This is a genomic window from Chryseobacterium contaminans (genome assembly GCF_001684955.1).
In the GTDB taxonomy this organism is placed as follows: Bacteria; Bacteroidota; Bacteroidia; order Flavobacteriales; family Weeksellaceae; genus Chryseobacterium; species Chryseobacterium contaminans.
The window spans coordinates 1-14,751 of sequence record NZ_MAYF01000366.1 but is presented as its reverse complement, the minus strand read 5'-3'; the positions used below and the strand labels follow the sequence as shown (position 1 = coordinate 14,751).

General features: G+C 35.2%; 15 protein-coding genes. 7 read left to right on the top strand and 8 right to left on the bottom strand.

Features of this window, described 5'->3' with window-relative positions:
* The coding region (locus BBH99_RS21780; RefSeq protein WP_066700596.1) for a glutamate racemase at window positions 1-573 on the top strand (573 nt) is incomplete at its 5' end.
* Between the two features lie 240 nt (window positions 574-813).
* Here the strand turns inward: BBH99_RS21780 and BBH99_RS21775 are convergent.
* Window positions 814-1,413 carry a nitroreductase family protein gene (locus tag BBH99_RS21775; RefSeq protein ID WP_066700594.1) on the bottom strand — a complete coding sequence of 200 codons (600 nt, stop codon included), beginning with the start codon at window positions 1,411-1,413 and terminating at the stop codon, window positions 814-816.
* Between the two features lie 84 nt (window positions 1,414-1,497).
* On the opposite strand from BBH99_RS21775, the gene BBH99_RS21770 reads away from it, so the two are divergent.
* Window positions 1,498-1,845, top strand: a complete 348-nt coding sequence (locus tag BBH99_RS21770; protein WP_066700593.1) for a winged helix-turn-helix transcriptional regulator — start codon at window positions 1,498-1,500, stop codon at window positions 1,843-1,845.
* Here the strand turns inward: BBH99_RS21770 and rsmD are convergent.
* The 6 genes from rsmD to BBH99_RS21740 form a co-directional block, all read right to left on the bottom strand.
* Window positions 1,842-2,414 (bottom strand): 16S rRNA (guanine(966)-N(2))-methyltransferase RsmD, encoded by a 573-nt coding sequence (rsmD, locus tag BBH99_RS21765; protein WP_066700592.1) that lies wholly within the window; start codon window positions 2,412-2,414, stop codon window positions 1,842-1,844. The two genes, BBH99_RS21770 and rsmD, sit on opposite strands and share 4 nt — an antisense overlap.
* Before the next feature lie 78 nt (window positions 2,415-2,492).
* On the bottom strand, window positions 2,493-3,209 hold the full coding sequence (locus tag BBH99_RS21760; protein WP_066700591.1) for a DUF3822 family protein: 717 nt from the start codon (window positions 3,207-3,209) through the stop codon (window positions 2,493-2,495).
* Between the two features lie 18 nt (window positions 3,210-3,227).
* Window positions 3,228-3,722, bottom strand: a complete 495-nt coding sequence (locus BBH99_RS21755) for a Smr/MutS family protein (protein ID WP_066700589.1) — start codon at window positions 3,720-3,722, stop codon at window positions 3,228-3,230.
* A gap of 60 nt (window positions 3,723-3,782) precedes the next feature.
* Window positions 3,783-4,280 (bottom strand): metallophosphoesterase family protein, encoded by a 498-nt coding sequence (locus tag BBH99_RS21750; protein WP_066700587.1) that lies wholly within the window; start codon window positions 4,278-4,280, stop codon window positions 3,783-3,785.
* Window positions 4,280-4,729, bottom strand: a complete 450-nt coding sequence (locus BBH99_RS21745; RefSeq protein ID WP_066700585.1) for a hypothetical protein — start codon at window positions 4,727-4,729, stop codon at window positions 4,280-4,282. Before BBH99_RS21745 ends, BBH99_RS21750 begins: the two co-directional genes overlap by 1 nt.
* 85 nt (window positions 4,730-4,814) lie before the next feature.
* Window positions 4,815-5,279 carry a hypothetical protein gene (locus tag BBH99_RS21740; RefSeq protein ID WP_066700584.1) on the bottom strand — a complete coding sequence of 155 codons (465 nt, stop codon included), beginning with the start codon at window positions 5,277-5,279 and terminating at the stop codon, window positions 4,815-4,817.
* A gap of 395 nt (window positions 5,280-5,674) precedes the next feature.
* On the opposite strand from BBH99_RS21740, the gene BBH99_RS21735 reads away from it, so the two are divergent.
* From BBH99_RS21735 to BBH99_RS21715, 5 genes are all read left to right on the top strand, one after another.
* Window positions 5,675-7,279: a GNAT family N-acetyltransferase gene (locus BBH99_RS21735; protein WP_066700583.1), complete on the top strand. Its 1,605-nt coding sequence runs from the start codon at window positions 5,675-5,677 to the stop codon at window positions 7,277-7,279.
* A gap of 29 nt (window positions 7,280-7,308) precedes the next feature.
* Window positions 7,309-8,598 (top strand): lysine N(6)-hydroxylase/L-ornithine N(5)-oxygenase family protein, encoded by a 1,290-nt coding sequence (locus tag BBH99_RS21730; protein ID WP_066700582.1) that lies wholly within the window; start codon window positions 7,309-7,311, stop codon window positions 8,596-8,598.
* Between the two features lies 1 nt (window position 8,599).
* On the top strand, window positions 8,600-10,966 hold the full coding sequence (locus tag BBH99_RS21725) for a TonB-dependent receptor (protein ID WP_066700580.1): 2,367 nt from the start codon (window positions 8,600-8,602) through the stop codon (window positions 10,964-10,966).
* Between the two features lie 10 nt (window positions 10,967-10,976).
* Window positions 10,977-12,260: a hypothetical protein gene (locus BBH99_RS21720; RefSeq protein WP_066700578.1), complete on the top strand. Its 1,284-nt coding sequence runs from the start codon at window positions 10,977-10,979 to the stop codon at window positions 12,258-12,260.
* A 219-nt stretch (window positions 12,261-12,479) separates the two neighbouring features.
* Window positions 12,480-14,024, top strand: a complete 1,545-nt coding sequence (locus BBH99_RS21715) for a serine hydrolase (RefSeq protein ID WP_066700574.1) — start codon at window positions 12,480-12,482, stop codon at window positions 14,022-14,024.
* A gap of 173 nt (window positions 14,025-14,197) precedes the next feature.
* On the opposite strand, the gene BBH99_RS21710 is transcribed toward BBH99_RS21715, so the two are convergent.
* Window positions 14,198-14,751 (bottom strand): archaemetzincin (locus BBH99_RS21710; protein ID WP_228390872.1); only part of this gene is annotated, 554 nt, incomplete at its 5' end.

The following is a 14,751-nucleotide window of genomic DNA, read 5'->3' as shown; positions in this document are numbered from 1 at the left end:
GCCACAGCCAATGCTTTGAATGAAGTGATGCAGTCGGTAGCGGGAAAAGTTCCTGTTATTGATGTTATTAATCCTGTAGCCGAAAAAGTATCTTATGAGATCCACAATAATGTAGGGGTTATTGCTACCAAAGCTACCGTGAATTCCGGGTTGTATAAAAAGAGTATCAGAAAGCACAATAAATGGATCAAGGTTGATGAATTGGCTACTCCTTTATTGGTTCCGGCCATTGAAGAAGGTTTCAAAAACCATCCGATTACCCATGCTATTATTTACAATTATTTAAGCAATAACAAGCTAAAAAATATAGAAACCTTAATTTTAGGCTGTACGCATTATCCATTATTAATTGACGAGATCAAACAATATTATGGAAACAGAGTGCGTGTTATTGATTCTCCTAATATTGTAGCGAATCATCTGAAGATTATCCTTGATAAATACAATCTTCTGAACGAGAATAATAACAAACCGAATTATCATTTTTATCTTTCCGATATCACCAAGAATTTTGAAAAGATATCCAAAAAATTCTTCGGTAAAACCATCGATTTAGAACTTAAAGTATTATAAATAAAAAGTCTGCTTCATAATGAGGCAGACTTTTTTATTGGTCATTGCGAGCGTAGCGAAGCAATCTCAATATTATGTTTGAAAATGAATTTTATTCTGAATATTTTTCTCACAGATCTCGCGAATGATGAGATTTGTCTGATTTACATCATCAGAGAGTTTTATTTCCCACGGATTTCACAGATTTGCACAGATGTTTGTGGCTAGTTATATGAGAATTTGTGTGGATTGTGTTTAAAATTAAGCTTCCAGAATTACTTTTTCCGCTTTTAATCTTTTCTTCGGATTGAACTTAGGCTGATTGGCATCTGTTTCATCTCTTTCCCCGATTGCTACAGCAAAAAGTGTTTCATATTTTTCATTATTCAGAATGACATCGTAACTTTCAGGTTCAATTCCTTCCATTGGGGTGGAATCTATTCCCATTGCTGCACAGGCGGATAAAAGTACACCTAATGATAAATAAACCTGATGTCCCAGCCAAGCTTTTATAGCCTCTTCTCCTTTAGGTTTCACCATGGTCTGATAATAGTTAACAGCGCCTTCCGGGAGATTTTCTTCAATCTGTTCTTCAAAATTTTCTATATCTTTCAATACCTGAAATACGATTAAATGGCTGCAATCCAACACCTTTTCTTTATTAAAGTATGATTTCTCGGCCAATTGTTTCTTTAATATCGGATCATTAACGAAAACAAAATTCCATGGCTGGCTATTAATGGATGAAGGACTTAAGTTGAGAATTTCTTTTAATTGAGAAATTTTTTCCTCGCTGATATTACCTTGCGGGTTATACTTTTTCACAGTATAACGTGCTTTCATTTTGTCTAAAAAGTTCATAATTTTATACTATCATTTTTATAGTTACAAAATTAATTTAAGTTTGTTAACTTTGCAATAACGGTAAAAAATGATAGTATAAAAATGTATACAATAGATAACAAATCTTACCCTTGCTGTACAAGTGTAACGATGAGATTTATAGGGGGAAAATGGAAAGCTGTAATTCTACATCATCTGATTGATGGAGCGAAAAGGTATAACGAACTGAGAAAAGATATTCCTACCATTACAGAAAGAACACTGAGCCTTCAGCTTAAACAACTGGAGGAGGATAATATTATTGACAGGAAAGTATATACTGAGAAACCACCTTTGATGGTAGAATATACCTTAACAGACTTTGGAAAGACATTGTTGCCTGTGCTGGAAGCAATTACCCAATGGGGTATAGAAGCTCCGGTTAATTCAAAAAAAATAATCAAGAACTAAAGTTCCTGATTATCTTCTTTATTCGGATCAAAAAAACTGAAACTCACGTTCCCGTATTTTCTGGTATCTGTTAAATTAGGGTGTTCCAGTTTCATACGGCTTTGATGTTCTACGATAAGAACTCCGTTTTCTTTCAAGAACTTGTTATTCAGCACTAAAGAAATCAGTTCATAATATTTTTTCTCTTCCATTTCAAATGGAGCATCCGAAAATACAATTTCGAAAGATTTTTTGTTTCTGAACTTCTTCAGCCAGTCGAATACATCACCCCTCTGTACATTGATCTGAAGAGCCATATCAAGTTCTGAAGCTGTGGAATTGATGAATGCAGTATGTTTTGGATTCATTTCTACAGAAGTTACATCCTGGCATCCTCTGGAAGCAAATTCCAAAGAAATAGAACCGATTCCTGCAAAAAGATCCAATACAGAAATCGACTGCATATCGTATTTGTTTTCCAAAATACTGAATAAGGCTTCTTTCGCAAAATCCGTGGTTGGTCTTACTTCAAAGTTTTTGGGAGCGGCAATTTTTTTGGCTTTCCACTTGCCTGATATTATTCTGAACATGTTATATTAGGTTTAGGTAATAGATTATGGGCGTCAGGCTCTTTTTGGATTTTACTCCTGTTACCTGCGACCTGTAACCTAATTAAGTATAAAATTCTTATTAGGAATATTGTCAAAAACGATCTTCAGATTTTTTACAAACTTCTGAAGCTCGGAAATGAAAGTTTCATTCTCTGTGGTTTCACCATAAGCATAAAAGGTGGTTTCATTGATGCCAAAGCCTATTTTGCTTAACGTGAACATGATGAAATAAAGGAAATCAACCTCAGAATTTACATCCAGATTGTTGTAAAGGATGATTTTCTTATTATCAATAGCGAAAAACTCACACTGATTGTGATAAAGGTTAATATGAATCTCTTTATTATTCTTATTGTGAATGGAGCTTAAAAACTTTTCCCCCGAAAAATTAAAATGGACCGGTATAGCCAGTTCTTTTATTTTCTTGTAATAATTCTTTGGGAAAGTATAATAAAACTGAATGTTGAATTTTTTGTTGATGGAAAGCATCAGCTCCTCTTTCTCTTTATCAGCAGGGGCATTGAATGAGATCAGGTCAAACCCGGCATCATGGTCAGAAAAACCTTCCGGCATCAACGTAAAATGATTGAGGGCGGAAATCACCTGGATTTCATCATAACGCTGTTTGATAAGAACTTCATCCAGCTTTTCCTCAATAAGGTTAGCGGGTGTTTCTTCAGTAACAAAATAAGATTTTTCCTCCAGAATGCTTTTGTTTTTCACAATCTGGTAGATTAATCCGTCTTTGGTAAAAAGTAAATTAAGTACGTTCATATTTCAATTCCTGCAAATTTAGTGAAATTCTACCATTACCGCACCGGATTGATGGTGAAGTATTTCCTTATTATAAAAATCAATACCAACCTGGCTTTCCAAAACGTCCCGAACCATGCGCTGTAAAGTTCCGTCTCCAATTCCGTGCACGATCTCCAGTCTCTTTAAATTGTTCTTTCTGCAAAACTCTATTACTTCAATCAGTTTTTCCTTTTGAATGAACAATCTTTCAAAGCTGTCATAATCATTGGGATTCTTTACCAAATTATGAAAATGCAGGTCTAAAACCAAATGATTTTTCTGATGTTTTTTAGAAATGATCTTTTTAGGCTCTGCTTTTCTTACCACCCGGATATTTTCATAAAGATCAGCATTCTTGGGAACCAGTTTTTCTTTAGGATATTGATGGGTAAAGCCGTATTCATCTTTAAAAACCACAATATTCCCCTTCACGGAAGTGACTATTCCGCTTAAATCTTCATCCACTACAGAAACTGTATCTCCAATTTTCATTTTCTTATTGTATCAATAATGCCTTGCTTACTATTTCAGGCTCTAAACCTGTTAGGTTTATTAAACTCTCGGTCCCAATTCAATCACTTCAAGATCTTTGATCTCTTCTCCATCTACCACAAAACGCATCATGGTTCTCACTTTATGCCAGCCCTGTTTCCCACAGGCACCAGGATTGAGATGTAAAAGGCCATTCTTTTCGTCATACATCGCCTTCAAAATGTGAGAATGTCCAGATATAAATAATTTAGGGGCCTTTTCAGCAATCTCCTTTTTAGTTAACGGAGTATATTTTCCAGGATATCCGCCGATATGAATCATTAAAACTTCCAGCTTTTCGCAGAAAAAACGATTAACTTCCGGGAATTCAGACTGTATTTTGGCATTATCTATATTTCCGTAAACTCCCTTTAAAGGCTTTATTTTTTCCAGCTGTTCAATAACATCCAAGCTTCCAAAATCTCCACAATGCCAGATTTCATCGGCCTGAGACGCATATTCCAGGATTCTGTCATCTATATAGGAATGAGAATCGGAGAGAAGAAGGATTTTTGTCATTATCTAAGGGTCCTTTGGGTGATATTTTCGTCGTATTTTTCTTTAAATATAGCTACACGCTCAGGGTTAAGTTCTCCATCCTGATTGAGTACTCTTTCCTTTAAAAGCCACCTTACCAGTTTTTCCATCCCTTTTTTAGAATTCATAAAATTGACAATCTTTGTGAAGTCAGTAGTTTCTATCTTAGTCTTTTCTGTTAAAAAGTTCAGAATAAAGTAATCATCTCGTATATAACTTGGTGTCTCATTATCCATGTATTTGTACATCAGTACTTCTTCATCATCTTTCATAGAAAAGAAAGAATATTGTGCTGAATTGATCTTTTCTGCTTTCAGAATTTGTTTCCCATCCAAAAGAACCTTATCGTCTTTAATGGTTACATCCTGTGAAAAATATAAATTACAGCCCGCTACCAATAAGAAGAAACCGAATAGTCTGTTTATTGCCATTTTTAATGTTTTAGAGTGCAAATATAAAGAAGCTTTGGGAAAAGTTTTTTGCCTGGACCTTATGCTTATGCAAAGATATTATGTTTTAATAGGAAATACTTTTGGTTCTTCGTATTGAATCAAGCTTCTTTTCAACATCAGCACTGAAAATTTTTCTTAGTTTCAATCCGCTTTCAGTAAGCCTTGAAATCACAAAAGTTCCATCCATACTGTTATTGGAGGAAAATACAATGGCAATAGTAGTATCAGAAACTTTTTTCCAGCTTCCAATATACCTCTCCATCTTTGATACTTTCCCCGGAAAATCTTCTTTAAGGTCATAACCATTGGCCGATTTGCTTAAGTTTCCAATAATTTTTCCGTTTTTACTGAACTTTAAACCAGGTGTTTTGGCATTAAAAATATTTTGTTTTTCGTAAGTATAAATATAATTGTCCAGATTAGTCAGCTTCCAGGTCTGCAAAAGAAAAGGATTGGAGGTTCTGTCCTGGCTTTTCATAAAACCGGCTGCAAAGAATAACAGCAGGAGAAAGGGGATCAACTTTTTCATATTTTTAAAATGATTACACTTTAATAGGAACAAAATTAAGCTTTTCAATATAAGGCTGAAAATTTTCCGTTCAATATAAAATCTGTCATTGCATCTTACAATTTTCTACAAAGTCTCACATTGAGACATTTTCTGTTTTTTCGTTGTTTTTTTATCTAATCCTTAAAAATATTTTTTTTGAATGCTTAAAAATGATTCCTGAGCTAAAAAACGGGGATTGAAAAAAAGCTTGTATTCACTTTTTAGTGTATTAATTAAGTTGAATTATTTAATTTAATGTACTGTTATTCAATATATTAAATTATCTATTTTCAGTATTTTAAATAATTTATTTGTCGGAAACAAAATATGTATATATTTGTCTTAATTTTTATTTAATCTAAACAAAAATAATAATGAGTGTCGGTTTATACTTATTGGAAAGCAAAAACTGGTATTATTTTGACCTTATACCAAAGTTTGATGAAGAGTTGTCAACGTTCATGAACAGTTGTTCTGAAAGTAAATTCATCCGAATTAATATGACAGGCAAAGAATCGTATTTCATTGTTCCTGTAAAGCATTTTTCTACTACCGGAGTTCATTACCTGGGAAAAGATGTAGGCTATAGAGAAAAGAAAATGGGTGAAGTGATTAAGATGAGTGCAGAAGAAGCCTATCGATTTCTTACTTCCCTTGTTTATGGTGGAAATACAGCCATAGAAAATCCAGAAGAAACCTATATCAAATATTTTTCTGAAGAATTTGATGAGTATTTTGATAAAGGCCAAAGAATAGCAGAAAGTATTGATTCTTTCATAGATTCCGCAAAGGCAGGAGCCTTATTTAATTTTTTCGGATACGAGAATGAAAATCTGTTAGAATTTATTTCGAAGAATATAGCGTTAGAATCCAATTACGATAAGAAAGCTGCTATTATCCAATGGTTTTCAGAATATACCCATTCATTGCTGAAAACAGCAGTAGGAAAGTATATTGAGGAAGGAATGATCTATAACAGTAATGTCGAGCATACATTTATCAGTCAAAGTGTTAATAAAGTGAATGTTGGTTTTGATGAATATATTTCAGACGGATCTGCTGTCAGAAGAGAAAAGGCTGAAAGTTTTATAAGAACCCATGTTGTTTATTATAATTTGTATCCGGTTCTGAGGCATTTGGCTTATTTGGGTTCGATAGAGGAAGAAATTCTTTATCAAATTATAGATACAGAAATTGATTCTTTGAGGGAAGTTTATGGTGATGCCCTGAATTTTATTTATGAAACCATAGAGGCAAGGCTTTTTCTGAAGCAGGTTTACAGTGTAAATGAAGATACCTGGAAAGAATATATCAGGCAGCATAATTTCCTGATTAATCCTAAGCATTATTCCAAAAAGCTGATAAAACCTGATTATGGTGAAATCCTGCATAAAAGGTATTTCAATAACGGAACTTTAGAAATTACCCTGAGAGCTTTTAATCCGGAAACGGATATGGAATTCCTTCATGAATGGTCTAATATGGAGTACGCTAAAAAGTATTGGGAAATGGATGTAGATAAGCAGGAATTTGAAGAAGCCTATATCAAACACATGGGAGTCGATTATTCTCATCCTTACATTGGCCTTCTGAATGGCAATCCTATTTTTACTTTAGAGCTGTATTGGGCCATAAAAGATGAGGTAGGTAAATACTATCGTTTCAATCCGGGAGATTACGGCTTTCACATGCTTATTGCTCCTGCAAAAGAAAAAATTCCACATTTCTCAACTTATGCATTAGCCATGTGTATGGAGTATTTCTTCTCTTTTCCACAACTCACAAGAATGATAGGTGAGGCTTCTGCATCTCATAAAGGAACGCATAACCTGATTACCAAAGTAGGATGTGAATTCAACAGATCACTGGCGCTTCCTTACAAAACATCCAACCTTACTTTCCTTGATCGTGAGAAGTTCTATGAAACAACAGAGGATATCTTCAAAAACTCGGTCCTGAAAATAAACATCACAACATAACAACACTTGAATACTGAAAAAGATAATTTATGAAATATGATATCATTGGTATAGGAATAGGACCATTCAATCTAAGTCTTGCTGCTTTGCTGGAAGAGCATAATCTGAAAACCATTTTTTTTGATAAAGCACCCAGATTTGAATGGCACAGCGGTTTAATGATAGACAGGACAACGTTACAGGTTCCTTTTCTGGCAGATCTGGTAACAATTGTAAATCCTAAAAGTCCTTTTACGTATATCAATTATTTAAGAGAGCAAGGTAAAATTTTCCGTTTCTGTTTTAAGGAAAGTTTTTATGTCACCAGAATGGAATATAACCTTTACTGTAAATGGGTAGCCTCACAAATTGAAAGTCTGAACTTCAGCCACACCGTTACAGAAATAGATTATAATGAAATTCATGAATGCTATGAAGTTTCAGTGATTGATCTTATTAATTGTGAAAAGAAAGTGTATCTCACGGATAAAATTGTCTTAGGAGTTGGCTCAATTCCTAATGTTCCTAAAATAACGGAGCGCTTCTCAAAAGAACATATTTTCCATTCTTCTGAATATTTACACAGAAAACAATATATAAAGAAAGGCAGTACCATTACGGTATTAGGTTCCGGACAAAGTGGAGGAGAAGTATTTTTTGATCTTCTTTCATCCAGACCGGATTTAGAGCTGAAACTGAACTGGATAACGGCAGCAGACCGATTCTTTCCAATGGAAAATTCAAAATTCACTTATGAATTTACTTCCATGGATTATATTTCCTATTTCAACAGACTTCCGTTAGCCAAAAGAAGAGAAGTGATCAACAAACAGGATATTCTGTATAAAGGAATCAATGATGAATTGATCAGCACCATTTATGATGAACTGTACCATCAGCAGATGAAGGAAGAACAGCCACTTCCTGTAAAAATATTAACCAATAGTTTGCTGGAAGATATGGAGTATGGTGAAAATTATACCCTGAAGATGAGGCATCTTGAAGAAGAGAAAACATTTTCAGTAGATACAGATTATCTTATCCTGGCAACAGGCTATCGTTATGAAGTACCTCATTTTTTACAACCTATTGAAGGCCGTCTGAACAAAAGTGAAAATGACGGAACCTTATTATCTTCAGAAAACTATACCGTTGATGTTAATGATAATGAAATATTCATGCAGAACGGCTGTGTAGACTCACAGGGAATTATTACTTCAGATTTAGGAATGGGACCTTATAGAAATGCTACCATTATCAACAAAATATTAGGCCACGAGTATTATCCATTGGAAAAAAATATTGCTTTCCAGCATTTCGGAGCATTAGAAACTATATAATATGAAGCGTATATTTTTCCTTACCTCTCTACTTTCTTCCTTAACATTGGCAGCCTGTCCGATTACTTTAATGGTTAAAAACATTAAAAATTATAATCATGAGGATGTATATGTCGTAATGAATGGTGAAAAGAAAAAGGTTTCAAAACAGGGAACTGTTGATTTTGCTGAGGTCTCGGATGGCTTCGTAAAGGTGTCTGTATTGTATCGGGGTAGAGTTGTTTATAATGATACATTAGATATCAATTGCCAGTCGGGCCAGAAGTACGAAATAACAATTTCAGATGCAAACCATATTGATGAGGTTTATATCAGAGGTAAAAAGAAGCTCGAGAAGCTTAAAGAAACGCCATTAAGTGTTAAGATTGTCGATATGCAGGCGGTAAAAAGTCAAGCTAATAATATTGGTGAGATATTGAATATGGCAACCGGGGTTAAGCTTCGTACAGAAGGAGGTGTAGGATCAGGATTTCAGGTGAATCTTGGCGGACTTCAAGGGAAAGCTGTCCGAATTTTCAGGGATGGAGTCCCGATTGAATTTTACGGGCATAGCTTTAATCCGAATGTTTTATCTCCCAATATGCTGGATAGGGTAGACGTTTACAAAGGGGTAATGCCTATTTCACTGGCATCAGATGCTTTAGGAGGCGGGATCAATTTTATCTCAAAACCTATACAGAAAGACAACCTTGAAATATCCAATGAGATTGCCTCATTCAGTACATATAAATCTCATCTTAATGCCGTATTTACGGGAAAAAAAGACAGTTTATTTTATATAGGAACCCAGGCGAGTTATGTGTTTTCCAAAAACAATTATAAAATTCTGGGGGATGTTATAGATCCGGAAACAGCCAATCTTAAAAAAGTGGAAGCGAAAAGGTTTCATGACGATACTGAAGCTTCGTATATGGAAGTTTACACCGGAGTGAGGAATAAAAGCTGGGCGAATGACTTTAGAGTCGGATTTATCTATTCTCATTTCTATAAGGAGATTCAGAATGATCTTGAAATGAGAAAACCTTACGGAGAAGCTTTTGCCAAAGAAAATAATGTGACGGGTTATCTACAATATAAAAAGATGTTCTTCGATAATCGTCTTAAGTTGGATTTGATGACCGCCTTTGCCAGATATAACAATTCTTTTGTAGACATCAGCAAACGCAGATACAATTGGCTGGGAGAATACACTTTCAGTAATGAAAACAGTGTTGGTGAGATCAATAAAGGGAATGATATGAAAATGAATTACAATATGTTTCATACAAGGCTTAATGCTGCATTCCGGATCAATAATAATCATAGTCTGGAATTTGGAAATGTGTATTTCTATCAGAAAAGAAAGGGAAGCGATCCTTATGGAGCCATCAATGTAAACGGTGAGGATGTTCTTAAAGTTCCGGCTATTTACAATAAAAATATTGCTGCTTTGGGGCTGGTTTCTCATTGGCTTGACCGTAAAGTGGAAACTCTGCTTGGCGTAAAGAATTATTTCTTCAGTTCTAAAGGATATACTACGGATAAGTATAATTTCACCTGGGAATCTGATCGCAATAAAAACGCATCAGGATATATGGCCGGAATCAGTTATAAGCCTAAAAACTTTATTCTGAAATTATCCTATGAAAAAGCGGTGCGACTTCCCGATGAAACTGAAATTTTCGGAGACGGAATTTTAATCAAAGAAAATCCTGACCTTGAACCGGAAAAAAGCGATAACGTCAATGTTGTTCTGGATTATACTTCATCGAATTATAAACTGAATACAAGTTTAAACCTCTTCTACAGAAACGTCAAAAACACAATATTCATGATCCCGGATAATCCTTATGGAAGGTATCAGAATTATTATGACAACCAAATTCTTGGATTGGAATATGAGATCAATTATCAGCCCATAAAAAATATTCAGACAGGATTTAATTTTACCTATCAGGATATAAGGCTTAAAAACCTTTCCGGCTCTGAAAGTATTTGGGAAGATGCCAGACAGCCGAATATTCCTTACTTATTCGGGAACCATTATCTGAGATTGAATTTTTCAGATATCTTCAAAATGAAAGATAAAGTAGAACTGTATTATAACATCAACTACGTTCATCGTTTTCTGTTATATCCCGTACCGAAAAATCTTGAACCTGGATTATTTTCCAAAGCCACTATTGCATCCAGTGATCTTCTGATCCCAAATGATGGCAGGCTGGGAATGGTGGATGTAGGAGTAGGAATTACCTATTTCCTGACAGCTCCTAAACTGGCTATTAATTTTAGTGTAAATAATCTTACGAATGAGAGACTTTACGATAATTATAACGCACAGAAGCCTACAAGATCTTATCATTTAAAATTAACGTATACAATTTTTTAATATTATAATCATGAGAAAATCAAAACCGATTTCAATCATTTTATCTGCATTAAGCCTCTTGCTTTTTACTCATTGCAGCAGCGATGACACTATTGAAGATCAACAGAAGCAGCCAACAACAGAAACGAAAGACAGTTGGATTATTTATAACAGTACAGCAGGATGGGGTGGGAATATTTATTCATTCTCAGCACTGCCTCAGGGAGAACTTTCATTAGCGGATAAAAAACCTTTCTATCAGATTGCATATTCTGCAGGAGGAAAAGCTTTTGGAGAAAATATTTACAGACTTGGTGGGGCGGCCTCTTCAGAAGAAGGTTTTTCTAAACTTACGGCGGATAATGCCGGAAATATATCTTCAAAAGGATTCATCGCTACTCAAAATAATGGTTTTGAACCTAATTATCTTGTGGTAAGTGAAACAGAAGGATACTATTGGGACGGTTCAAGAGGAATGCTGAAGATCCAGACCTTTAATCCGGGAACCATGCAGCGTACGGGAGAAATTGATCTTTCTTCATTGGCTCAGACTATTGATCCTGCTGTTCTTGAACCGGGAGAAACAGCTTACCAGGCAGCCGGACAGTTAATCCTAATAAAAAGAGATGACAAACTGTATCTTGACCTACAGATCGGTAAAAAAGGATCCAACTGGCAGGTAAAACCACTTATCAAAGAAGTGGCAGTTGCTGTATATAACCTGACTTCAAAAAAGGTAGAAAATGTTACCAAATATCCTAATACTACCAACCTTGGGCTTTTCACAGATCATGTTCTATGGAGTATTGATGAGGTAACCAAAGATATTTATATGGTAGCGGCATCTGATATGAAAGCTCAGGAATCAGCCTTTTCATCAAAGATTTTAAGAATAAAGAACGGGCAAACGATTTTTGATCCTAACTTTGAAATTGATATCAAAGATTATGTACATCCCGCAGAGTTCAACAGAATTTTTGCTTACAATAATAAAATTTACACTACCATTCCTTCATCTCCGGCTTCTTATTACAGCGGCGGGCATGGAGTAGGCTACAGAAATGATATCTGGTTCTGGAACGAAATTGATGTTCAGACTAAAAAAGCGGTGAAACTTGATATTCCAGTGGACAACTTCTACAACTATCAGAACCCATTCTTATATAAAAACAGAATCTATTTCATGTCTAATAATAAGGTGGATAACTTTTCAGGCTTAAGTTCTTATGATCCGGTTTCTAAAAACACAAGAGTTGAGTTTAAACTTAAAGGAAGCGGAAGATTAATGGGAGTAAATGTGATCTCCAAAAAATAATTTTTTAAAGTAAGGAAGATGGAGGCGGGAAGCTGGAAGTTATCGTAGACAATATTATTAAATTTTCGTTTAAAATACTCATTGAGTTTATAATGATTTCCTTTTATTAAATGTTCAATAGTACTTCCAGCCTCCATCTCCCATCTTCCTGCCATATAAATCATAATTTTCTTACCCCGGAAGAAGGTTATTTACTAAATTTGAGAAAATTAAAAAATAATGAAGCAGAAATTTTCTCTTTTTGTTTTTCTTTTAACCGTTGGATTAGCGAATGCACAGGTTGAAGAGAAAAAACTGGATGATCTGATCCAGAATACCCTGAAAACTTTTGACGTTCCCGGAATGTCTGTAGGAATTGTAAAAGACGGAAAAGTTACCTATTCCAAAGGATTTGGAGTACGTTCTCTTACCTCCAAACAACCGATGGATGATAATACCCTGGTAGGAATAGCTTCCAACTCCAAAGGATTCACTTGTGTGGCCCTGGCGATTCTTGCAGATGAAGGAAAACTGAACTGGGATGATAAAGTGTCAAAATACATTCCTGAGTTTCAGATGTACGATCCATACGTATCTCAAAATGTGACCATCAAAGATTTGATTACTCACAGAGCCGGACTAGGGCTGGGACAGGGAGACCTGATGTTTTTCCCGGAAGGTGGTAGCTTAACAGTGAATGATATTGTTCACAACGTAAGATATCTGAAGCCTGAAAATCCTTTCAGAACAAAATTAGATTATAACAATATCATGTTCATTGTTGCCGGTGAAGTGATCCACAGAATCTCCGGACTAAGCTGGGCAGAATTTATCGAGCAGAGAATTATGAAGCCGGTAGGAATGACTTCAAGTTTTGGAAGTTATAACAGAGCTAAAGCTGTAACCAATAAAATTGATGCCCACGCTCCTGTAGACGGAAAAGCCATTGCTGTTCCTCACGATTGGAATGAAACCGGAAATGCTGCCGGAGGAATCATGAGTAATATTAAAGATATGACTACCTGGGCAGAATGCTTATTAAACAATTTTACCACTAAAGACGGTAAGAAATTAGTTTCCGATAAAAATGTTCAACAGCTTTGGAGCTTACAGATCCCGGATAAAGTAGCTGCTAAAAACCCTTATGACACTAGTTTCTACGGATATGGGTTAGGCTGGTTCTTAAGCGATGTAAAAGGTCATAAACAAGTGCAGCATACAGGTGGATTAATTGGTACTGTAACGCAGTTTACATTAATTCCTGATCTTAAATTAGGAATTGTGGTATTAACGAACCAACAATCCGGAGCAGCCTTCAATACCATTACCAATACCGTGAAAGATTCTTATCTGGGAGTAGCAGACAGAAACTGGCTGAAAACATACGGAGAAAGGATGGCAAAAGTGAATGCAGATTTCGATAAACAAAAGAAAGAGGCTTTTGCAAAATCAGATGCCTTTAAAAAAGAAAAAGCACTTCAGCCCAAAGCAGAACAGTTTACAGGAACTTATAATGACGTTTGGTTCGGTGATGTGGAGATTGCTCAACAGGGAAGCACTTACAGAATTTCATGTAAAAACTCACCAAGGTTAAAAGGAGAGCTGCTTCCTTATTCCAATAATTCATTCATCATTAAATGGGATGACAGAAGCTATGATGCGGATGCTTATATTATATTTGATTATGATGAAAACGGAAAAGCTCAGTCTGCAAAACTAAAACCGATTTCCGATGTTACGGATTTCAGTTTTGATTTTGATGACTTGGATCTGAAGAGAAAATAAGAAACAAAATTGTGATACATATAAAAAGAACGGACTTGGATCCGTTCTTTTTTATTTTATTCCCGCAGATTAATGATTATACCTGAATAGGTAAGATCTGCGTGATTGGCGAAATCTGCGTGAGTCATTCCCTCCAGAGGAGGGGAATATGAGGTTTGTAAAATAAAATAAGTTTATTGGAGCAGGTTGAGATCCTGTTGAGTACGGGCAAATTCTGAATTAAGATGATGCTTTTCAAAGAACCCTTTTAATTCAAGCAATCTCTTTTTGTTGTTATAAGAAATGCTGGAGTTGAGTTTTCTCTGGCAAAGCGAGCAGGCTCTTGCATAATGAAAATCAGTTTCAGAAAGAGTATTGGTCCCATTCATTACACAATTGGCATTGAGACAGTGAGTGATTCCAAACATATGTCCAATTTCATGGGAGCTGATCTTCATAAGCCTTAACAGACTTTCATTAAAGTTAGAATCCGTTAAATGTCCGTTCGCAAATCTGTAAATTGAAGTTACTCCAACACCGTTTTCATAGGATGCTAATCCAAAAACATAATTCCATTCAGGTATAGGGTAAAGGTCTCTTTCTGTGATTCCCATGAGCACTACAGCATCTTGGGGTTTTCTTTTGATTAAAAAACTATCTAATACATAACCAGCCCATAGCTGTTCTTGCCCATCTTTGAAAATTCTTTTTATTTTTTTAGGAAAAATACTGTTGGGCAGTGCAGGTA